The 21,531-nt window shown below is 62.0% G+C and carries 25 protein-coding genes; 5 read left to right on the top strand and 20 right to left on the bottom strand.

Translation table 11 applies throughout. The annotated features are described in order from the left end of the window. Positions 1-21: 21 nt before the first annotated feature. Positions 22-693, top strand: coding sequence for a class I SAM-dependent methyltransferase (locus tag ACQHI0_RS26955; RefSeq protein WP_427904584.1), 672 nt, complete (start codon positions 22-24; stop codon positions 691-693). Between the two features lie 38 nt (positions 694-731). On the opposite strand, the gene ACQHI0_RS26960 is transcribed toward ACQHI0_RS26955, so the two are convergent. Beyond that, the gene (locus tag ACQHI0_RS26960; protein WP_427904585.1) at positions 732-1,334 is read right to left on the bottom strand and encodes an alpha/beta family hydrolase; all 603 of its coding nucleotides are present in this window, start codon (positions 1,332-1,334) and stop codon (positions 732-734) included. 211 nt (positions 1,335-1,545) lie between these two features. On the opposite strand from ACQHI0_RS26960, the gene ACQHI0_RS26965 reads away from it, so the two are divergent. Together ACQHI0_RS26965 and ACQHI0_RS26970 are read left to right on the top strand one after the other, a co-directional pair. After that, complete coding sequence (locus ACQHI0_RS26965; RefSeq protein WP_427904586.1) at positions 1,546-3,381, top strand: acyl-CoA dehydrogenase; 1,836 nt, start codon at positions 1,546-1,548, stop codon at positions 3,379-3,381. 408 nt (positions 3,382-3,789) lie between these two features. Further along, positions 3,790-4,503 (top strand): helix-turn-helix domain-containing protein, encoded by a 714-nt coding sequence (locus ACQHI0_RS26970; RefSeq protein WP_427904587.1) that lies wholly within the window; start codon positions 3,790-3,792, stop codon positions 4,501-4,503. A 53-nt stretch (positions 4,504-4,556) separates the two neighbouring features. On the opposite strand, the gene ACQHI0_RS26975 is transcribed toward ACQHI0_RS26970, so the two are convergent. From ACQHI0_RS26975 to ACQHI0_RS26985, 3 genes are all read right to left on the bottom strand, one after another. After that, positions 4,557-4,907, bottom strand: coding sequence for a hypothetical protein (locus ACQHI0_RS26975; RefSeq protein WP_427904588.1), 351 nt, complete (start codon positions 4,905-4,907; stop codon positions 4,557-4,559). 145 nt (positions 4,908-5,052) lie between these two features. Continuing rightward, on the bottom strand, positions 5,053-5,307 hold the full coding sequence (locus ACQHI0_RS26980; protein ID WP_427904589.1) for a hypothetical protein: 255 nt from the start codon (positions 5,305-5,307) through the stop codon (positions 5,053-5,055). A 78-nt stretch (positions 5,308-5,385) separates the two neighbouring features. Continuing rightward, positions 5,386-6,363 (bottom strand): GlxA family transcriptional regulator, encoded by a 978-nt coding sequence (locus ACQHI0_RS26985; RefSeq protein ID WP_427904590.1) that lies wholly within the window; start codon positions 6,361-6,363, stop codon positions 5,386-5,388. An 81-nt stretch (positions 6,364-6,444) separates the two neighbouring features. On the opposite strand from ACQHI0_RS26985, the gene ACQHI0_RS26990 reads away from it, so the two are divergent. Next, positions 6,445-7,026, top strand: a complete 582-nt coding sequence (locus tag ACQHI0_RS26990) for an isochorismatase family protein (protein ID WP_427904591.1) — start codon at positions 6,445-6,447, stop codon at positions 7,024-7,026. Positions 7,027-7,110: 84 nt separating this feature from the next. Here the strand turns inward: ACQHI0_RS26990 and ACQHI0_RS26995 are convergent, their stop codons facing one another. The 3 genes from ACQHI0_RS26995 to ACQHI0_RS27005 form a co-directional block, all read right to left on the bottom strand. After that, positions 7,111-7,524 (bottom strand): carbohydrate-binding protein, encoded by a 414-nt coding sequence (locus ACQHI0_RS26995; RefSeq protein WP_427904592.1) that lies wholly within the window; start codon positions 7,522-7,524, stop codon positions 7,111-7,113. Between the two features lie 371 nt (positions 7,525-7,895). Then, complete coding sequence (locus ACQHI0_RS27000) at positions 7,896-8,261, bottom strand: HepT-like ribonuclease domain-containing protein (protein ID WP_427904593.1); 366 nt, start codon at positions 8,259-8,261, stop codon at positions 7,896-7,898. Continuing rightward, positions 8,258-8,701 carry a helix-turn-helix domain-containing protein gene (locus ACQHI0_RS27005; protein ID WP_427904594.1) on the bottom strand — a complete coding sequence of 148 codons (444 nt, stop codon included), beginning with the start codon at positions 8,699-8,701 and terminating at the stop codon, positions 8,258-8,260. The genes ACQHI0_RS27000 and ACQHI0_RS27005 overlap by 4 nt, the downstream gene beginning before the upstream one ends. 573 nt (positions 8,702-9,274) lie before the next feature. Between ACQHI0_RS27005 and ACQHI0_RS27010 the strand changes: the two genes are divergently transcribed. Next, positions 9,275-9,679, top strand: a complete 405-nt coding sequence (locus ACQHI0_RS27010; RefSeq protein ID WP_427904595.1) for a hypothetical protein — start codon at positions 9,275-9,277, stop codon at positions 9,677-9,679. A 324-nt stretch (positions 9,680-10,003) separates the two neighbouring features. On the opposite strand, the gene ACQHI0_RS27015 is transcribed toward ACQHI0_RS27010, so the two are convergent. From ACQHI0_RS27015 to ACQHI0_RS27075, 13 genes are all read right to left on the bottom strand, one after another. After that, the gene (locus ACQHI0_RS27015; RefSeq protein WP_427904596.1) at positions 10,004-10,651 is read right to left on the bottom strand and encodes a hypothetical protein; all 648 of its coding nucleotides are present in this window, start codon (positions 10,649-10,651) and stop codon (positions 10,004-10,006) included. 1,074 nt (positions 10,652-11,725) lie between these two features. After that, positions 11,726-12,199: a TY-Chap domain-containing protein gene (locus ACQHI0_RS27020; protein WP_427904597.1), complete on the bottom strand. Its 474-nt coding sequence runs from the start codon at positions 12,197-12,199 to the stop codon at positions 11,726-11,728. 35 nt (positions 12,200-12,234) lie between these two features. Further along, positions 12,235-12,681, bottom strand: coding sequence for a DUF6301 family protein (locus tag ACQHI0_RS27025; RefSeq protein WP_427904598.1), 447 nt, complete (start codon positions 12,679-12,681; stop codon positions 12,235-12,237). A 124-nt stretch (positions 12,682-12,805) separates the two neighbouring features. Further along, positions 12,806-13,048 (bottom strand): hypothetical protein, encoded by a 243-nt coding sequence (locus ACQHI0_RS27030; RefSeq protein ID WP_427904599.1) that lies wholly within the window; start codon positions 13,046-13,048, stop codon positions 12,806-12,808. Continuing rightward, complete coding sequence (locus ACQHI0_RS27035; protein ID WP_427904600.1) at positions 13,045-13,488, bottom strand: helix-turn-helix domain-containing protein; 444 nt, start codon at positions 13,486-13,488, stop codon at positions 13,045-13,047. Before ACQHI0_RS27035 ends, ACQHI0_RS27030 begins: the two co-directional genes overlap by 4 nt. A gap of 185 nt (positions 13,489-13,673) precedes the next feature. Beyond that, the gene (locus tag ACQHI0_RS27040) at positions 13,674-14,081 is read right to left on the bottom strand and encodes a hypothetical protein (protein WP_427904601.1); all 408 of its coding nucleotides are present in this window, start codon (positions 14,079-14,081) and stop codon (positions 13,674-13,676) included. Positions 14,082-14,543: 462 nt separating this feature from the next. Beyond that, positions 14,544-14,894: a hypothetical protein gene (locus tag ACQHI0_RS27045; RefSeq protein ID WP_427904602.1), complete on the bottom strand. Its 351-nt coding sequence runs from the start codon at positions 14,892-14,894 to the stop codon at positions 14,544-14,546. Positions 14,895-15,117: 223 nt separating this feature from the next. Beyond that, positions 15,118-15,546, bottom strand: coding sequence for a TY-Chap domain-containing protein (locus ACQHI0_RS27050; RefSeq protein ID WP_427904603.1), 429 nt, complete (start codon positions 15,544-15,546; stop codon positions 15,118-15,120). Further along, on the bottom strand, positions 15,546-16,037 hold the full coding sequence (locus tag ACQHI0_RS27055) for a DUF6301 family protein (RefSeq protein ID WP_427904604.1): 492 nt from the start codon (positions 16,035-16,037) through the stop codon (positions 15,546-15,548). The genes ACQHI0_RS27050 and ACQHI0_RS27055 overlap by 1 nt, the downstream gene beginning before the upstream one ends. A gap of 79 nt (positions 16,038-16,116) precedes the next feature. Continuing rightward, a complete protein-coding gene (locus tag ACQHI0_RS27060; RefSeq protein WP_427904605.1) occupies positions 16,117-16,380 on the bottom strand; it encodes a hypothetical protein in 264 nt (87 codons plus the stop codon). 119 nt (positions 16,381-16,499) lie between these two features. After that, entirely contained in the window at positions 16,500-17,225 is a 726-nt protein-coding gene (locus tag ACQHI0_RS27065; protein WP_427904606.1) for a hypothetical protein, read from the bottom strand. 64 nt (positions 17,226-17,289) lie between these two features. After that, complete coding sequence (locus tag ACQHI0_RS27070; RefSeq protein WP_427904607.1) at positions 17,290-18,015, bottom strand: hypothetical protein; 726 nt, start codon at positions 18,013-18,015, stop codon at positions 17,290-17,292. Positions 18,016-18,105: 90 nt separating this feature from the next. After that, positions 18,106-21,192, bottom strand: coding sequence for a hypothetical protein (locus tag ACQHI0_RS27075; protein WP_427904608.1), 3,087 nt, complete (start codon positions 21,190-21,192; stop codon positions 18,106-18,108). Positions 21,193-21,531: the final 339 nt, after the last annotated feature.

Raw genomic sequence — 21,531 nt, forward strand, 5'->3', positions numbered from 1 at the left:
CGGGGCCCCTACACTCGAGTCATGGATGCGGCGGATTGGGACGCGCGCTATGCGCGCAGTGAATTGGTGTGGGGCGCACCGCCGAACAGCACCGTTGTCGAACATGTCTACGGCCTTGACCGCAGAATTCCGCTGCTCCCCGACGAATCCGGGGTAACCCCGCCCCTCCCCCGCGCCCTCGACCTGGCCTGCGGCGAAGGCCGCCACGCACTCTGGCTGGCCACCCACGGCTGGCAGGTGACAGCCGTCGACTTCTCCCAGGTCGGTATCGACAAGGGCCGCACTGTCGCCGCGCGCCTGTCGCGATCGGTCCGTTCCCGCGTCGACTGGCGAACAGGCGACATCACCGACCTCGAAGCCGCCGACATCACCGGCCCCTTCGAATTGATCCTGATGGTCTTCGTCCACCTCCCCGCCGACGAGCGCCGCACCCTGCTGCACCACCTGTCGGGCATGCTCACCCCCGGCGGCAAGCTCCTGATCCTCGGCCATGCCACCCGCAACGTCACCGACGGCTACGGCGGCCCCCAGGAACCGGAGATCCTCTTCTCCCCCGAAGACCTCAGCGCCGACCTGGCCCGCGACGACGTCACCGTCGCCCTCGCCCACGAGGTCTTCCGCCCCACCGAGGGCCCCGACGCCATCGACTCCCTGCTCATCGCCGAGCGCCCACGCCCCGAACCCACCGACTGATCAAGATCAACAGGCTGCTTCTCGGGCGATGCCTGGGTTTAGTGATCAACCGCCCAGCGGGCGAACCAGGGGGTCACGGTCGCCTCGATGACGTCGAATCCGGTGCGGAACGAGTGCGCCTGCTTGGGGATGACCCGGACTTCGGCGGCGTCAGCGGCATCGGGCACCCCGAACGGGTCGCTGCCCCCGTTGATCACCACCACCTCGATGTCCCCGGGCGCAAGCAACTCATCGCGCCTGCTCTTCTCGGGCTTGCCCGGCGGATGCAACGGGAACGACAGCGCGATCACACCCCGCGCCCCGACCTCCACCGCCGTCCGGCACGCCACCCGCGCCCCGTTGCTTCGACCCCCCTGAACGATCGGCACCCCGGGAAACCGCGCCCGCAACGCCGCCACGAGCTCGAGCCAGGCCTCGTCCTGTTTCTCCGCGTTCCCCGGCGCCCGCCGCCCGGCAACCCGATACGGCTGCACCACCCGGGCTACCGCACCACCGGCTGCGACGGCCGAATCACGCACGGCCAGAATATCTTTCGCATCGACGCCGCCACCGGCCCCGTGTGTGATCACCAGCAGGAATGCCGGATCACCCACCTCGTCGAGCTCGATCTCGGCGGGTCCCGCGGTCGTCTCGATGCGCACACCTCACGGTAGCCCCGCCGTCGCCGCGACCAGGCATTTCACGGCCGCGCGTGTTTTTCGCATCACATTGCCGCCCACCCCTTTGCCGAAGCCATTACCCACCGGTAATATGGTCAATAAGTTACCCGCGAGTAGCATGCGGAAAACCGGCGACGGGCGGGAACGGCACACCACCGACCGCACCAGAACTCAATGGAGAGTGAGTACTCACATGGGCCACTACAAGGCAAACGTTCGCGACCTCGAGTTCAACCTCTTCGAGGTCCTCGGCATCGACAAGGTGCTCGACGCAGGCGCCTTCGGCGACCTGGACACCGACACGGTCAAGGAAATGCTCTCCGAGGTCCGCCGCCTGGCCGAGGGCCCGCTGGCCGACTCGTTCGCCGACGCCGACCGCAACCCGCCCGTGTTCGACCCGAACACCCACACCGTGAAGCTCCCCGAGGCCTTCAAGAAGTCCTACAAGGCGCTCGAAGACGGCGAGTGGGCCAAGGTTCCGCTGAACGAGGAGCTGGGTGGCCTCGCCGCCCCGTCCGCCGTCGCATGGGCCCTGTCGGAGATGGTGCTCGGCGCCAACCCGCCCATCCAGATGTACGCCGCGGGCGCCGGCTTCGCCCAGGTGTTCTTCAACAACGGCACCGAAGAGCAGAAGAAGTGGGCGGCCAAGATCGCAGACCGCAACTGGGGCGCCACCATGGTGCTGACCGAGCCGGACGCCGGTTCCGACGTCGGCGCCGGTCGCACCAAGGCGATCAAGCAGGAAGACGGCACCTGGCACATCGAGGGTGTGAAGCGCTTCATCACCTCGGCCGACTCCGACGACATGTTCGAGAACATCATGCACCTGGTGCTGGCTCGCCCCGAGGGCGCCGGACCGGGCACCAAGGGCCTGTCGCTGTTCTACGTCCCGAAGACCCACTTCGACTTCGACACCGAGACCTACGGCGACCGTAACGGCGTGTTCGTCACCAACGTCGAGCACAAGATGGGCATCAAGGCCTCCACCACCTGTGAGGTCACCTTCGGCGGCCACGGTGTGCCCGCCAAGGGCTGGCTGGTCGGCGAGGTGCACAACGGCATCGCGCAGATGTTCGACGTCATCGAGAACGCTCGCATGATGGTGGGCACCAAGGCCATCGCGACCCTGTCGACCGGTTACCTGAACGCGCTGGAGTACGCCAAGACCCGCGTCCAGGGTGCCGACCTGACCCAGATGACCGACAAGGCCGCGCCCCGCGTGACCATCACCCACCACCCGGACGTGCGTCGTTCGCTGGCCACCCAGAAGGCGTACGCCGAGGGCCTGCGCGCGATCTACCTCTACACCGCCGCGCACCAGAACCCGGAAATCGCCGAGGTCGTCTCGGGTGCTGACAAGGACGTCGCGTTCCGCGTGAACGACCTGCTGCTCCCGATCGTCAAGGGTGTCGGCTCCGAGCGCGCCTACCAGTACCTGACCGATTCGCTGCAGACCTTCGGAGGCTCGGGCTTCCTGCAGGACTACCCGATCGAGCAGTACATCCGCGACGCGAAGATCGACTCGCTCTACGAGGGCACCACCGCCATCCAGGCGCAGGACTTCTTCTTCCGCAAGATCGCGCGTGACCGTGGCGTCGCCCTGGCCCACGTCGCCGGTCAGATCCAGAAGTTCCTGGAGTCCGACTCCGCCAACGAGCGCCTCAAGGGCGAGCGCAAGCTGCTCGCCACCGCGCTCGAGGACGTGCAGACCATGGCCGCCACCCTGACCGGCCACCTGATGGGCGCCCAGGAGCAGCCGACCGAGCTGTACAAGGTCGGCCTGGGTTCGGTGCGTTTCCTGATGGCCGTCGGCGACCTGTTCATCGGCTGGATGCTGCTGAACCAGGCCGAGATCGCGCTGGCCGCGCTCGACAACGGCGCCACCGGCCCCGACGTCGCCTTCTACACCGGCAAGGTCGCCTCGGCGCAGTTCTTCGCCCGCAACGTCCTGCCCGAGCTGACCGCCACCCGCGCGATCCTCGCCAACCTGGACAACGACATCATGGACCTGGACGAAGCCGCCTTCTGAGGTTGTTTCTCACCTGATCCACGCTGAACGGGCCGGAGCATTCAGCTCCGGCCCGTTTTGTCTCCCGTGTGGGAGGTGTGTCGCGCAATCCCTAGCCGGCGGAGCCGCTGGAGAGTGCTGCGAGCGTCGTGAGGAAGTACATCAGGCCATCCATGAAAAAATCTCCTTCGAAGTGGGTCGGCCATTCCTATCACGGAATGCTTACGGACAACCTTGACGAGATGAACGCCGAGCGAACATGCCCGCTCAGTCCACTTGCGACGCGGTGAGCACCCGGCCCAGCGCGCTGACGCGCTCGGCTGTCATGCCGCTGAACAGCTTCTTCAGGCGCTGGTTTCCCGTCATCCGGCTCCCCACCCGGCGTACCCTGGGATTTACCGTCGGTCGGGGTGAGGCTCGGGGGTTGGGATGGTTCAAAGCACTGCGCTCAGTGTGTATTTGCGGGAACGGCGGCTGGCCGCGGGGCTCGCGCGGACCGAGCTCGCCATCCGCACCCAGCTCGCGCCACTACTCATCAGCCAGATCGAATCCGGGGCACTCGTCCCGAATCCCGCGATGCTGCAACGACTTTTCGACAGCCTCGACGTGCCGGTGTGGTACCGCAAACACATCCTGATCCTCGGCCTGTGCGCCGTAGAATCCGGCACCGCCCCCAGCACCCCCTCGGCCGAAGACCTCGCCGACCTGGCCAGCCTCACCCACCCCGCCTGCCTCGCCCGCTTCCCCACCATGGACATGCTCGCCGCGAACGCCGACTACCAGCGCCTTTTCCCCGGCCTCGGCGCCGGCGTGAACATGCTCGAGTGGATGTTCCTCAACCCCGTGGCGAAGAAGGTCTACCTCGACTGGCACACCGAAGCCCAACTCCTGGTTCATGCGTTTCGCATGCTCGCCCCGCTGGCCCCCGCCCAGCGCGTCTCCGCGATCACCGAACAGTGCTGCGAGTCCCCCGACTGGGATCCGGTGTGGACCAGCGAGGTTCGCCCCCAAGACATCGCCCGCCGCCACCTGCGCCTACGCGAACGCAGCACCGGCCTCGAACGCCGCATGACGCTGCGCATCTACGACCCCGCCTTCCCCAGCCGCCCATGGTGGCTCTACCGCCTGATCCCCGCCAGGTGAACGCGGCAGGGCCCCCGTCGCCGCAGCAACAGGGGCCCGCGATTCGCCAGGAGTTACTCGGCGGGAGTCTCGCCCGAGCCGGACGTCAGCAGGGCCAGCAGCGCGGCAAGGTCAAGGCCCTCGAGCGACCCGGTCGCCGGTTCATCGGCCACCGGCTCGGCTTCGGCGGAACCACTGGTCAGCAGCACGAGCAGCGCCGACAGATCCAGCCCTTCGAGCGAACCGGCAGCGGGCTCCTCCTCGGCGACGTTGGCCGGCTCCTCCGCCGTCCCGCTGCCCAGCCCGGCCAGGATCGAGTCCGCCGACCCGGTGCTCGGCTCCTCCGCGAACGCCGCACCGGCGCCGAGCACCGAAATACTCGCAGCCGCCGCCATAGCCACACCGAAGACACGAATCTTGCTCATTGTGAACCCCTCATACTTCAGATTTGCCGCGGATTTCCGCCGCACAAGATGTCTAACAGCGAAACAACCCCCGGCGGCAGCCCAATGAAAGGGGGGCAAGACAGACCAACGAAGATATCTGAGCACTACCGCCACCTTCACTGAACTACTCCGCCACCCGAAAGACGTGGTGGAGAAGGCCGGCGACGGCATCGTCCGGATCACCCGCCGCGACGCCGAGGATCTGATCCTGATGCGGGCGGGCCACCTCGACCGTCAAGACGCGGGCATCGCACTGGCCAGCCGGCTGCCCTGTTGTCGAGCGGCCATGCCCCTCATTCAGGCCGCCGAGCCGCTGACCAACAGCTGCAGCAGGCCGGTCATTCCCCACAGCATCGTCGTTGCCGACCCGGTCGGCCATTCCTCCGCGATACCCATTCCCGAAACCCCCTGTTGCTCATACCATCACCGGCAATGTCCCGACCAGGATCATAATGAGTTACCCGATCCGGAAGCGGCGGCGGTACTCGTTCGGGGTGGTGTCGAGCTGGCGACGGAAAGCACGTGCGAGGGTATCGATGGTATTGAAACCGCAAGCGGTAGCAATCTTTTGGAGCGTTTCGTCGCTCGATTCGAGCCGATGTCGCGCCACCTCCACCCGCGCGGACTCGATGTAGGCCGCGGGCGTCATCCCGAGTTCGGTGCGAAAGATGCGGGTGAGCTGGCGATCGCTCACATGAACCTGCGCGGCCAGGTCGGTCACCGTGAGCGGGCTCGCGATATTGCGCGAAATGTACTGCCGCAGATCCTCGATCCGCCGGGTGGTCGACACCGGCTCGAGCGAAACACTGAACTGACTCTGCCCGCTCGGCCTTTTCAGATACATCACCAGCTGGCGAGCAACCCGCAAGGCCAGTTCGTCCCCGAAATCGTCGGCCACCAACGCGAGCGTGAGATCCAGACAAGCCGTGAGTCCCGCACCGGTCCAGACGTTTTCGTCGCGAATGTAGATCGGGTCAGCGTCGACGACAACCTCCGGATGCTCGGCAGCCAACTGCTGCGCCGTCGACCAATGCGTGGTCGCCCGTTTCCCATCGAGCAGCCCCGCCGCCGCCAGAATATGCGCACCGACACACACCGAAGCCACCCGCCGAGCCCCGTCGGCCAACCGCGCCACCGCCGCGACCACCCCCGGATCGACGACAGCACTGACCCGCCGCCGGCTGTCCGTCTCCACCGCTCCCGGCACCACCACCGTGTCCACTCGCCCCACCTCGGCGAACGTCACGTCCGGCAGGATCCGAACCCCCGCCGACGTGGTCACCGGATCCATCGACTCCGCCGCCAGCACCACCTGATACCCCGTCGGCTCCGCCATCTCCCGCTGCAACAGCGAGAAGACTTCGGGCGGCCCCGTGACATCCAGCAGGTCGACACCGTCGAACAGCACGATCACGATCAGCCGCTCAGTCGTCACCACAGAATCTCCCGTCACGATGTCTGAATCTGCAGGTTACATGACATTGCCGACACCCCGACCTGCGAATACCGTGAAATCATGACCTCGACAACGCTGCGCGAACTCAACGGCTTCGACCAGACCCCCGCCACCCTCACCAATTCCACCCTCGTCCTGATCGACTACCAGAACACCTACACCCAGGGCGTCATGGAACTGACCGGCTGGGAACCGGCCCTCGAAGCAGCCGCCGAACTCCTGGCCGCGGCCCGCGCCGCAGGCACCCCCGTCATCCACGTCATCAACGACGGCGGCAAAGACACCCCCTACGACATCACCGCCGAAATCGGCCAGATCCACCCCAAGGTAGCCCCCGCCGCCGACGAATCCGTCGTCGTGAAAAAGGCCCCCAATTCCTTCGTCGGCACCAACCTCCCCGAACTGGTCGACGCCGCAGGCAACACCAACCTCATCATCGCCGGCTTCATGACCCACATGTGCGTCACCTTCACCACCGAAGGCGCCTTCCTCCGAGGCAACACCCCCACCGTGGTCGCCAACGCCTGCGCCACCCGCCCCCTGGGCAAAGTCCCCGCAGACCAACTCCACGACAGTGCCCTAGCCACCATCACCGACCTCTACGGCATCGTCGTCGACAATCCCGCCGACCTCACCGATTAGCCTTCGCCGAGGCGTCTTCAGCCGATATGACGAATCGGCCCGCACTCCGATCAGGAGTACGGGCCGATTGATTACAGACAGTCGTCAGAGCCGCTGCCAGAGCGCCGGAGTATTCGGCGGAGTCCAGTTGGGTGCGTAGGCAGTGTGCGCCTGACGACACTGGTACTTCGCTCCCTCGTAAGTGACGACATCGCCGACCTTATAGGTGCCGTTCAACTGCCAAGCCGGCATGACGGGCGCCGCGTCCATCACCGTGACGGTGATCTGAATCGGCGTGTTGGTCTGCGTAGAACTCATGCAACCTTCCGCCACGAGCGTGTGTACGCCGGTTGTCGTCGGAGTCCATTGCGCGACAGCCACATTGTTGACATCCGCCGGGGTCAGAGTCGCAGTGGCGACGTCGCCGTTGTCGATCACAGCGACAGTCGACCGAAAATCACACTGAATGGTGATCGTGTAGGTGGTGTTCACATAGTGCTCGGTGCCAGAAACCGTCATGGTGATGGGGTTTGCCTGCGCGGACGTTGCCGTCAGCGCCGCAGCCGATGCCCGATGACGCCGACGCTGATGCGTCGCAGGTGTGATGTCTTCAAGTTGCTATCCCTATGCTCACACAGCGGTGGACCAATTCCGTCCCCGGTCGGCCACTGACGCGCGGCCAACTGCGAAGTATCACACACAGATGCGCGACTGGACGGTGGAAGCTGTTGTAGCCCAACATCTTTCGCAATGCTGCCGACATCACATCATCGGATGCCAGCCGAGCGCCACGCAGACCGCGAGCCGGAACACTCCCCATCCGGCCCGAGGCGAGATCTCACCGGATGCCATCCGGTAGAGCACCGTGCCGACGAAGCGGACCTTGCCGATCAGCCCTCGGCGGTTTCCAGGTCGGCGAGAAGCTGGCGCACGAGTGCCGCCTTGCCGGGCAATCTGTTCGCGAGAAGGTTCCAGAGAATCGTGTGGTCGACAACGTCGTAGTTGTGTGCGACCAGATTCCGCGTCGCCTTCACCCCGCGCCAAGAAACCTCGGGGTGCGAAGCGACGAATTCCGCGGGCAGGCGGGCTACCGATTCGCCGAGCCGGTGCAGCACCGCCTCGGCGGCCAGCCTGGTGATCTCATCAGAGTCGTAGGCGGCTTTACCGCCGCTGACGATGCGTGCCGCCATCTCACTGAAGGCAAGGAAGTCCTGCAGGCTCTTGACGGTCCGCTCACCGGCATCACGGCCGCTCACAGCGGCTTTGCCTCATCCCGAATGGGGTGCGGCCCGGGCGGTAGCCCACCTTCGGACACCAGGTCGACATGCAGACCGGTGAGCTCCTCCAAGTCGAGCATCAACTCGGCCATATCGAGCAGGTCGGCATCGGCATCGAACCGGACAAGCAGGTCGATGTCGCTACCCGAGACGTCGTCGCCCCGCGACACCGACCCGAAAACCCGCACTCGATTTGCCTTGTGCCGCAGCGCAAGCGCGATGATCTGATCTCGATGCGCGGCAACGACACCGGACGGGCGGGGCTTGGCAACCTCGCGCAGCCGCGCCATCATCGCCGCCGACGGCCGACGGCTACCACTCTCGTAGGCGGCGATATTGGGCTGCGCCACCCCGGAGCGCTGAGCCAGCTCAGCCTGGGTGAGGCCAGCAGCCAGGCGCAGCTCACGCACGGTTTCCATACCCCGATCATATCGGAAGATATCAACCTCGCCGAGCCGTCGTCGCCAGGAGCGCGGAAACGACAAAACGGCCCGCACCCCTTCAGGAGTGCGGGCCGAGCACCGGGTTTGACGATGTCGACGGTGCTGTTCATTGTCGACAGTCGGCGTTCCCCGCGGACTGTCGACCGTTGCGGTCTGCGGACGGGGGATCGGTTTCACCTGCGGTGGATCCGCGCCGGCTGCCGCGATCACGGCAGCTTGGACGCCTTGTGACCCGTCGATAATCGACAGCAGCAGATACGTGTCGAGGGTGTATCCATCCAGAGTCAATGACTCTTCGACTCGGGATCATGGTCGGATTTCGTGCGCGCATCACTGTCTGCGTGCCGCAGTTAGCCCATGGAACCGGACCGGGGCGGCGCGGACGATCGCTCAACTGAATCATCAGCATCACAACGAAAATGGCTGGCAGCAAGGAAGGTTCACAGCAAACGTGATAAGCCCCACAATCGATCGGCGTTGCCGCGTGGGCACGGCCGAACCGGCTTAAGCTTCGTATGCTCTCAAGGCCGAACTGCTCTGGGAGACAACATGTTTGATTGCTATCTCTCTGGGAGTTCGAGAAAATTGAAGAAGTTTATTGCCGCGACCTGTCTTGCGATCGCGGCAACAGCGGCGTTCGCCAGTACTGCACACGCCGCGCCGGCACCCGGATTCGATCCCAGCACAGTCACTACCAGCCCGGTGCAGGCTGCACCGATCGCGCTGACGCCCGAGCAACGGGCCTACTGCCAGAACATCACCACAAACGGCCTGATCGGCATGGGCCTTGGCGCCATTGGCGGGTTTGTCGCCGGTTCGGCTATCGGAGCATTTCCCGGTGCGATCATCGGCGGGGTGGTCGGTGGCAGTACCGGCAGCAGTGCTCCGATGCCGGACGCGGATGCCAGCGGTCAGCCGCCGGTCGTCAAGTGCTTCTCCGGCGGGGCGTTCTGATCGACCGCTAGCACGGGACTAGCCGGCGACCGGTTTGAAGATGTCGACGATGCTGTTCATCGTGGACAGGCGCCGCTCCTCGCGGACTACGTCCATTGCTGTCTCTCGGGCGGCCCCGTGACATCCAGCAGGTCGACACCGTCGAACAGCACGATCACGATCAGCCGCTCAGTCGTCACCGAACCGAACATACGCACACGATTTGTGTTGTGCCGCAGCGACAGAACGACAAAACGGCCCGCACCCCTGTTCAGGAGTGCGGGCCGAGCACTGGGGTTCCAGTGCGCACCAGTTCCGTCGCGAGACTGTCGAGATGCCGATCTGTCAGACCCGGTTCGGCGGGAAGCCGCTACCGAACTGGAACAAATCGCGATAGATCCAGAAGATCTCCGAGTCCGCCGCGAAAAACGCAGTGGCGCCGGCCATCCCGGACTCACTGACCTCATCGCGCGGCGGCTCACCGGGGCTGCCGGTTGCTTGATCGGGCAACACGCCCCGCCGGATCAGATAGGTCTCCTCGCCTGCCAGCGCATTGCTCGGAACCTCCCAGTACGTGTTGTAGACAACGACGTCAGAAGTAGGTTCAGAGCCCGGCGGCAAGCCGATCACCACACCACCGAGCACACGTCGCGCCTGAACCGGCCGAGCCTGCCGAGGCACCCGAATGGTCGTCCACTCAGGATTAGAATTCACTGCGATACGAACAAGTTTCGACATTTGTTCGATTCCCTTCTTTGAATGAGGCAGCCTGATTCGGCTACCGATTGCCGATCGCGGGGGAATGAGGTAATCAGCGATGTCGATGAGTGCCGCACGGCTCGGGTGCAGCGCGAGCAGACGCCGGATGGACTCGGGTTCGGCCGGTCTTGTGACCGAATAGCGCTCAGACAGAAAGGGGAGCCCACCATCCTGGTCGGGGTTCCCGAGTTCGATCCGCGAAAAGCTCTGGCTAACCTTTTTGGAAACTACCATCTTTCGACACAGCCGATCGCGAGAGAATTCAACGTATATGTGCACCGTATGAAAGAACGAAGGTTCCTTGTACGAGGTGAAGCGGATTGACTGGTCGGCTGGAGCCGTAATGAGTGGGCCCGAAATCCGTAGTGATGGTCAGAGCGCAGTCGATGTTCTACGTCCACCTTTGCGCCAGGCCGAGCCGGACAATTCGCTTGGCCGCCCGGAGTCTTCGCCGAGGTCGACCGGAATCGACAGGCGGTGCCACTGAGAGCCCGGTAGCATCCAGCAGGTAGGTACAGCGCGCTGAGATCAAGGACAAATGAGACCAATCACGCACCACCAGGTCAGATCCATGGTCATAGCCATGTCGACCGTCTGCATCGTCGGCACGACCAGTGGGTGCGGCATTCTGAGTCCTCAACTCGACGACCTTCCACAGAACCTCACCCTGACGGGTTGGTATGAAGGAAAAGTGACGGTCGGCGAAAACGTCCATAGAGCAACCGACGAATACCCCGGTAGCACAATGACACGATGCGCTGAGTACACAAATGAACCTGGGTGGCTCTCGGAGCCATACCCGACCTCGCACAGATTCGCAGCGGCGATCGTCATGACGATCGAAAACAAGAAGCAAACGCTTCTGATCGACGTGAACCGAGAGCTTGAAGCCTACCGAAATCCGGGTACAACATCCGAACTTGGAGGCGGGTCAAGCGCAATGCTGATAACCCCGCCGGCCGGCCGTGGCCGGACAGGTCGGGGCCGACAAACCGGCAGGCCCCTTAACATAATTGTGTTCAACCATTCTAGAAACGCGGGACATATCGACACCTGGGTAAGCCGATTCGCCGAACCCCCGGTGGATCGTGAACCACGGCGCGACGAAGAAATTGTCCATATTGTCGGCGAATGGAGATGCGGCTAGCTATTTGCCAATTCCCACTGCAGTGCAAGTACCTTGAGTCGCGGAACAATGTCTTCGTCATCCGATGCATTAATATTGACTGTCGCGAGAGTCCCCGATCCATTGCGCCCGCTTGCCAGCGGCCCGCCTGCGCGGCTGGGGTGGCCGGGGCGGTCAGAGGATTAGTTGGATGCAGAGGGCGACGCACCGCCCATGCTCGCGTCGATCAGGGCACTCACCGGAAATTCCTTGTCCGAGTCTTCGATCCAAGACTTGATCTCGAACTCGGTGGGCCCCGCAACTCCGAGACCCTGCCGCAATGCCAAGACTACTTGTTCGGCCACATTTTCATATACGCGGTAGCGAACCGGCCAATCGAGGAGCAAGTGCCAATTTTCCGAGAGGCCGCGCACGGGTGGGCGCCAACCTTGTTCCCGTAATTCCTTCCGTGACCGATCAGACATCTGAAAATCAGCGCCGAGCTCGTCATCATGAACAATCTCGCACCACAGTTCGGGTGTGGCGACAAAGAAGCGAGCGTAGCGTCCACCAGAAGATTTGATAACCACGTAAGCCTTGGCCGGCATACTCGACAACGTCAATGCTAGCGCCGCCGAGAAATTCTGCCAATCTGCATCCAATGGTGTTGCGTTCATCTATTTCTCCATTGCCCGAATCGTGAACTGTACTTTTAACATTTTGGATTCGCCAGCTCAAGAGCGATCGAACGCGTCGAGGACCGCAAATTGATCGAAACTCCCAAATAGTCCCACCCGATTGCTGCTTGAACTCCAGGGTCCTTTCGCGTGGGCACACCCAGAACAGCTTCAAGTGCGCCACCGAGATCTACAAAAGAGTCAACGACCAGTTGCCGGCACTGCACCCACGGTACCGACCGGTCGACAATATCGGTAACATACAGTGAGATATCGGAGAACGTTCGCTTTCGCATAAAGGTGCGTGCTTCGGGACGCATGACATCCAAATTTGTCAGGAAAGTAATACCATTATCTCCAGACCAAGTAACTTCCCACCCTGCAACTTCACCGAACCGGCGTAAGTCATCAATATCTCCAGTCCACTCGAATTCTTTGGCTAGCCTTGCAACTCGGACTGCGCCTTCAGCGTCGACCTGCATGGAATGGACCCCTCTGGGTTGTCATCGGATAGTAGAAGCATAGGTCAGGTTGGACATTACTTCCCGACCGAGGGTGTTCTCGCTGCTCGTTGGCTGAACCGCACGGTTTACGACGACCGACTGATCAGCAGGTTGCGCCCGATCCCGCAGGAAAGAAAGCCTCGGGGTGCGAAGCGACGAATTCCCCGGGCAGGCGGGCTACCGATTCGCCGAGCCGGTGCAGCACCGCCTCGGCGGCCAGCCTGGTGATCTCATCAGAGTCGTAGGCGGCTTTACCGCCGCTGACGATGCGTGCCGCCATCTCACTGAAGGCAAGGAAGTCCTGCAGGCTCTTGACGGTCCGCTCACCGGCATCACGGCCGCTCACAGCGGCTTTGCCTCATCCCGAATGGGGTGCGGCCCTGGCAGTAGCCCACCTTCGGACACCAGGTCGACATGCAGACCGGTGAGCTCCTCCAAGTCGAGCATCAACTCGGCCATATCGAGCAGGTCGGCATCGGCATCGAACCGGACAAGCAGGTCGATGTCGCTACCCGAGACGTCGTCGCCCCGCGACACCGACCCGAAAACCCGCACTCGATTTGCCTTGTGCCGCAGCGCAAGCGCGATGATCTGATCTCGATGCGCGGCAACGACACCGGACGGGCGGGGCTTGGCAACCTCGCGCAGCCGCGCCATCATCGCCGCCGACGGCCGACGGCTACCACTCTCGTAGGCGGCAATATTGGGCTGCGCCACCCCGGAGCGCTGAGCCAGCTCAGCCTGGGTAAGACCAGCAGCCAGACGCAGCTCACGCACGGTTTCCATGCCTCGAACATATCGGACGGTATCAACCTCGCGGTCCGCCTTGGACGACATCCGCGGAAACGACGAAACGGCCCGCACCCCTTCAGGAGTGCGGGCCGAGCACCGGGGGTCCGCCGATCGATCATCAGGCGATTCGCCAGCTCACCTCGCCCGCCGGATAGCAGGGGGCGAGCAATAGCCTTCGATTAAGCAGCTGGCGCATCGTTGGGCACTGCGAAGCCGCCCCAGTCGACAATCTCGTAGCTGTCGCCGACCTGCTCGAGTTCCCACACCAGCAGGCCCCTGACCGTCCTAGAGCCCCAAAAGGACCGGCCCACTTGACGCGTCCCCCGTCGCGCCCCGTCAGCGGATATCACGGTCACGGTGTAATAGTTCGCATACTGAAGAACCTGATTGAACTGAATCTCGACCTGCACGCACTCTACGCCGCTATAGACGACGGGAACGCTGAGATCGAGCAGGTAACGGATGCCGGTCTCGGCAACTTCAACCAGCCGCGCATACCTGAACGGTGTCGGCATGTGCTTCACCAACAATTCCTCGCCGGCGGCGAGGCTGATCTCACGGGTAATAGTCATTTCATTTCCTTCCATATTACATATGATATTTACTTCCAAAGACCCGTCAGCGCGCGAGGTGCGCGTCTGCCGAAAACTACGGCGAATCGTCTCGACAACACCGAGCAGGCGCACAATTCACTGCTGGTCAGGTCAGCGGGCAGTCTCATATGGCCGAGACAAGACCGATGTTCTGGAAAGGCTCGGCGCGGTGGCCTGGGTCGAACGAAGGAAGGTTGCCTGTGGCTCGGTCGCCAGCGAGCAGCCGTCGTAGATGATCTTGCCGACGGGATCCACCGCGGTGTTGGTGTCACCTGGTGATATCCCATCAGCTGACAGTCGAGGTATCGGACGATCGGACCTGTTCCCCACATGGTCCAGTCGTAGGAATGCGTCAGCGGTGAGGCGTTGACGAACGCGGGAAAGGAATTCGGAATGATCTTGTTGCCGACCGCCTGAAAGACCAGCGCTGTGTCGCCGCAGCTTTCGAACACCACATTACCGGCGACCCACTCGCAAATCGATTATCCGGTGGTACTTGGAACGAAGCTCGAAGCGCACCCTTTGGGCGAGAAAGCGCCAGGAGCCCTCGGCGATACTGTTGCGACCCAGCTTGATCATGGCCGATATCGTGGTCTCGGTGGTGTCGCACAGGATCCACGAGCCACCATGGAGGTAGATGCTGCCGCCCATCCGGAAGTCGAGCATCGTGCCGGTACTCCACTCGAACTCGCAGTCGCGAAAGGCATAGTTGAGGAATTGCGCCTGCTGTGCCGGGTAGGGGGCGAATCCGGAACGGACTCCGGCATCACCCCAGTTGGCACCATCGACGTAGACCCCGTCGAACACCTGCTCGGAGTTCAGGTTCGAGTTGGTATCAAGTTTAGTCCCGCATAGTGGTGTAGCGCACGGTGATTGAGCTCAACGCTTCGACGATCACGTGTGAGAACCGCGATTATCTCGGGGTAGTCGCTGTGCCAGCGCCAACGACACGCGCCCGAATCTGCAGGTCATACCCTCATCTCACGACTCTGACGACGCACGGGGACACCCTCGACGCTGATCCATGGATTCACTCCAGCGCGCTGGTATCGAAGTCCCCACCCCCAAAATTCACCCAGGACTCAACCGATAATTCGCTGGCCTCAGCGACTTCTAAGACGTCGCGTAAAGCCGAAACCGCGCGATCAGCCATCTCCTCGAAGTCCCGATACAGTGCCGGCCAGCTGATCTCTCGGTACCAGTTCGGCCATGAGTCCTCGGATGGCGCAGCCCAACCATCAGCTACCAATCGTGCAGCGTCCTCCCACGAAATCTCATAACTATCCTCCACCACGGCACCGTCCACAATTTCGGCATGAATCACTTCGCCCATAACAGTGAACTGAGCAAATCGGTTCCCACTGGCTTTAATAACCAGGCATCCATCGGCGGGCATACGCGCCAACGTCAAAGCTAGCGCAGCCTGGAAGCTAGGCCAGTCTGCATTATCACGCACCATCAGCACTCCTCATTCACCGAGTGATCGAGCTCAGCTCGGTACATCGGATCTACAAAATGCAGGAAGATGCTGTCTTCGTCTAGACGGAGTTCAACGATGGCTGAGGCTAGGTCCCATCTGACGAAACCGTCAGATCCCGCTCGGGTTCGGGTTGGCAGACCTAACGTCGACACAATTCCAGTAGTCAGTGCGGAAAAATGGTCGTACACCTGGCGCACGAAATCCGATTCGTCACTACTTGATAGGTCAGAGAGAAATACAATAACCTGCTCGGCCCGACCATCTCGCTCCCTCCAACGTGCTTCTGGACGAGCCAGGTCAAGATCGGTAGTAATTACGGCACCGAGAGCAGTATGCTCGGCGACCCGCCAATTTTGCACTCTGCAGAACCGATCGAGATCCGTACCGAACCACGTCCAGTCAAAACCGGCAGCTACCCGGACCTTTTCTACGACCTTTTCAACACCAGCAAGCATTTCTTCAGACTCCACATTGAGGGTGCGATACGGCGCAACGACTATCAAATATAAGCACGGCAGTGCCAGATGGCACACTCACCTCAGCAGTTGGTCAAAGCAGCTCGTATCGAGCAGAAACACCCTCTTTGCCGAGTTTCGAAGTGACCGTGTCCAGCATTTCCCGAACCAGCTGCGGCGGTTCACTCACACTGAACAGCACAATATCGACCCCGTTGTCCCCCGCCACCCCCGCCTTCTTCGCCATCCGGCGCACCTCACCCGACCGCACAGCCCCGAGATACGCGTTCAGCTTCCGCCGGAAATCCTCGATCAGCTCCGCATCCGCACCCGGACCATAATCACGATCCTCGGTCATCGCCAATATCAGTCGACCATTCGCCCCGACAGCGACCTGATCGATCCGCCCGACCTCACATACCGTCATTCCAACTCCAATTGTTCAGCGCCCGTTCTTCAACAGGTTGATCGAAATGCTCAGGCCGACCGAGTAGCGGCATATTCTGGGAAACGAACACCTATGGCGGCATCGAACGCCGCGACCCGCTCCGCCGAATCCCAATCATGAAACTGGTCACGGCCACGATACCAATCCATCAACGACACCACATCCTGAACACGACCCGCCAACAACGCCAAAATCACCACATCGCGAAGGCGCTCAGGTGCAGGGTTCAACTGATCGATAGCACCCAATGCAGGCTCCCGAGCACGGGTCAGCAGGTCATTGATCGTCGACACCTGCCCGAACCAGTCCCGAACTTCACCACGGACATAATCCATGAATTCAGCAACACTGGTGTCGATATCAGCTTCCACCGCGACCCAGATCTTCGCCCTCGAAACATTCTGCGGATAGCGAAAATCTCCGAACGACACAAAATCAATGCGGGATGGCTCAAGACTTCCGGCGGCGCTTTCCAACGCATCAATAGGCAGCTCGGCGCGGATCTGCCTGACCACGTCCGACATCAAATACGCCCATCCGAAGAGGCCGATGCACCCGTCCCGATCGAGCGTCAGGGAAGCCATGACGGCTTGGCGCACACCCAGCAAACCGTCGATATCAGCAGCAAACCACGCATGCCGCCACCGCGGATATCGCTTCCCCGGCTGAGCTTCTCCGTGTCTGTCCAACGCCTCGCACTGCGTGAAACCCTCCACAGCCAGGGCCTCACCCAACTTGGCGATAGTCGATTTCATCAACCGATCCGACCCAGCCGAACCCATCATGTTCTCCTCTCGAATACTCAGCTGATCGAGAGGCTCAGGCCAACCGAGCGGCAGCATATTCCGGGAAACGAACACCTATCGCGGCATCGAACGCCGCGACCCGCTCCGCCGAATCCCAATCATGAAACTGGTCACGGTCACGATACCAATCCATCAACGACACCACATCCTGAACACGACCCGCCAGCAACGCCAAAATGACCACAGCACGCAACCGCTCCGGATTAGGGTTGGACCGGTCCAACGCGGACAACCTCGGCTCTCGAGCCCGAGCCAGCAGGTCCGTGATCGTCGACATCTGCCCGAACCAGTCCCGGACATCACCGCGAACATAATCCATGAACTCAACGACACTGTTGTCGATATCAGCCTCGGTCGCCACCCAACTCTTCGCCCTCGAAACATTCTGCGGATAACGAAAAATTCCAAACGTAACAGAGTCTACCGGGGCGGGTACCGAACCGTCGGCGGCGCTTTCCAACGCATCAATAGGCAATTCGGCACGGACCTGCCCGACCACGCCCGACATCACATACGCCCACCCGAAGACACTGACACAGCTGTCCCGATCGAGCTTCAGCGAAGCCATGATGGCTTGGCGCACACCCGGCAAGCCTTCGATATCAGCAGCGAACCACGCGTGCCGCCACCGAGGATATCGCTTCCCAGGCTGTGCCTCTCCGTTTCTGTCCAACGCCTCGCACTGCACGAAACCGTCGGCAGCTAGTGCTTCACCCAGCTTGGCGATAATCGACTTCATCAACCGATCCGACCCAGCGCCACCCACAATGATCTCCTCTCGATACCGCATCTGACACAATCATGACACGGGCCTGGTGGCCTTCTGCCGTCACCGCCCCAGCATGGTCAGCTCACTGAGCTCCTCCCCGCGCGATACCGCCCCACCATTTGGCTGAGTCATGGCAATCTGTACGGTCAACGATTGATCGACTCGCCTACCCATTCGATTGCGCTGCCCCGCCTGCGTGAGGTCGGCGATTGCCGTATTCACAGGGGCTGTTACATTCGGGACGACGGGTGCCACCTCTGCATCCGAGATGAATCCCAACGACCGCATAGCGTCACCCGGAACCATCGGAGGCCCGCCCAATAAGGTGGCGGCGCGCTGAGCGAAGTCGTCCACAGCGGAAGCCAACGCGTTTTGTGCGGCGGTGGGGCTGGGTGTCAACGCCTGTACTGCGAGCAGCGCATCGCTTCGTGCTTGAAAGTACAGGTACGCGGCAGGATTATTGGCCAGCGCTGCCCGGCGTGCAGCTTCGGCATTCAATTCAGCATAGGCAGGCAGCGATTGGTTCCAGTTGCCATCCGCTCTCAATAGGTCGGTCGGCCATGGTTCATTCGCAGCCTGCCACACCAGATCATCGGTAGCCTGCCACCCATTGTTCCACCGAATCGTTGTCACGCCATCGACCTGAATCTGCGATGGGTCAAGTTCTCTTTGCCTAATGAGGCCCCGAAGCTCGGCGTTCTGGATGTCGTCGATGAGGAGTTGCTGCCCTCCCTGCCGGTATGCTTCGTATCCCTCGAGCTGCCCGCGCGTGTAGGCACCGTCACCCCATTTGGATTCGACGAAACTGACTTTGCCATCTTTGACGACGATGAAGTCGGGTTCGAAATATCTACCCGGTCTGTTCGGGATCGGGATTCTGGCATCTGCTCCTTCAGCGATTATGACGTAACCGTCCGCCTCGAGTTTCGTTCGGGTGAGTCGTTCACCAATTCGTCCGCCGATCGCCCCGACGTTGCCCGTATCACCCAGGCCTGCGGTGTTCCAGGGGCTCGGCCGACCCGCCGGTGTCGGTGTCATACCGAAACGCTGGGTGTCGTCGAGCTCGGTGGCACGTTCCAACGCCTTCATCTCCGCCGCTGACGGTCGCGGATCAGGCGCCAGAGTCATGGGATTCTTGCCCCCGGGCAGGTCCGCCTCGCCTGCGAAACGGCCTCCCGGGTTATGGATCTTGCCGTTGTCATCTATCCACTGACCCGGCTTCAACAAGCCCTTCCAGTGATCCGATGCGGCGATCACCGCACGGATTTGGTCATCGGTAAGACCCTGCCCGCCCAACCTGGCGATGATCTCCGATTCACGCATCCCTGCCTGCTGATACAACTCATCGACCTGCAGTACGAGATCTCCGTCGGAACCGCGTGCCGGCGCCTTTGGGGTACCACCCGCCGCTGTACCTCCGCCATGCTGACCGGGCCCCCGCTGGGGAATATTCGCACCCGGTCTCGGTCTCGTGGGGAAGATGCTGAGGCCGTCGATAGTCGGCCCGTCGATACCGGCCGGATCGACGCGCGAATCCCAAGGATTCGTTGCACCAGGCCGCGGTGCACCCGATTGCGTCCCGGCGGGATACTCGGGAGAGTGGCGCGGCGTGGTAGTCAACGGAGTGTGCGGCGCCACTGCCTCACCGGCAGTTCCACCAGATCTCGGTACCGTTCCCAGGCCAGCGCGTCGACCTGCCTCGATAGCAGCTTCGGCCGTACCCAAGCCCGTCACGCCTTCGGCAGCAGCTAGCCGTTCAAGCAGAATCGCGGCTTCGATTTCTGCCCCAGCAGCCGCCCACGCCTTACCGGCGAACCGTAGTACCGGAAACGGAATGATAACGAGCCCCAGCCCGAGAGCACCGTTCCTGATCTTGCCCCAGTCGCCTTCGGTAACGCCGTCGTACACCTGCACGGATGAATCCACTGCCGCCGCTGGCAATCCCAGGGTGAACATATTCGTCGCACCCCACAAGGCCTTTCCGTAATTGTCTTCCTGTAGGCCCGTGACGAGATTTTCAGCATGGTCCAGGACCATCGCATCGACGAGGCCACCGACAACATTGCGCGCGTCGTTGAAATCGAATTTATGGGGATTCAATACCGAGTTCGGAATGTAGGTGGTCCGCGGATCGGTGGGATACAGGCTGCCGTATTTGTTGGACTCGAGTTCTGTCGCACGCGCGGGATCGACACCGATACCGTGGGCGTTGAGCCGATCGCGTGCCGCGAGGGCGTTCGCGTTGAGCTGCTGCAATGCCCGTTCACGGGTGTAGCCGACGCCCATGAGTTCCCGAATCCGGGCTTCGCGGACCTCATCGGATGCACCACCGTAGGCTGACCCGTATTGCAGATGTGCTGCCTTTTGATCCTCGTCTTGTTGCTGAGCCGAGTACCGATTCGATGAATTCGCCAACCGGTCGAGCGCTGCTGCCCGCTTCTGCGAGCTCAATTCGTCCAGCTCACCGACTGTCGCCGACATGGCCAGATCGCCCAGGATGTCCACCGCGGAGTAGTCCCTGCTCGGGGTGAACATATCTCCACTGGGTCCTACGATCGAACCGGGAACGTAATGCGAGTTCAACCGGTTCAGCGCACCATAGTAATCCCCGACCACCGGTGCCGTTCGGGCAGCGACGACGAGTGCGATATCGCGGTCACGCTGTTCCAAGGAGTAGTTTTCGTCCGTGCCGATGGCACCAGCCATCAATGCCGGTAGCACGAAATGTTGCGGCTTGGCTGAAGTGCCCGATGGGTCTTTTACCCACTCCTCGCCGGGAAGACGTACCGACGGTGTATCCGAATACAGCCCATTGCCGACATCGGTTCGCTCCTGGTCGACCTGCATTCCACTCGGCAAAGTCACTGTTTCGCCGGACTCGAGCTTCTCGGATTGATTGACCAGCGAAACCACATCCAGCAAGCCACCAACCTCGGCCGACTGCTCGGGAACCGGGGCGTCACCGGCCAACGCATTCAAGACAGGATTGCCGGTAGGCCCGTTTTCCGCCGCCCCGGTCGCACGCTCAGCAGCGTTCGCCGACGATTGCGCGGAAACCACCGGTGCCGACGACTTGGGCGGTTCAGAAGTCTTCTTCTCGTCCTCGTCGTCATCGAAGACGCCCTTGACTTTGTCCCACAAACTCATAACCACTCCAGAAAAAGGAAGAACGCCTCGAAAAGATCGACGAAACAGAGGAAACCCTCGGACCACGGAATCTTCCGGGCCAGAAAAACTACAAATGCCGGTTCACCTTCGAAAAGGGGCGAACGCGGCACTCGTAGCCGACGAGCGACCGCACCGCAACTACCGGCTATACGGGTGCGCGGATGATCCGACCCGGGTCGCGGCCCCCGTCCCGCACCGTCGCCTCGTGCGAGGACCATCCCTGCAGCGTGAACCCTCACCGGTATCGCCCCTGAGGGACCGAAAAAACGACAAGTGCCGCGTTCAACCCGAAAGTCGAACGCGGCACTCGACACCGCG

Source organism: Nocardia sp. FBN12, from assembly GCF_050320175.1.
GTDB lineage: Bacteria > Actinomycetota > Actinomycetes > Mycobacteriales > Mycobacteriaceae > Nocardia.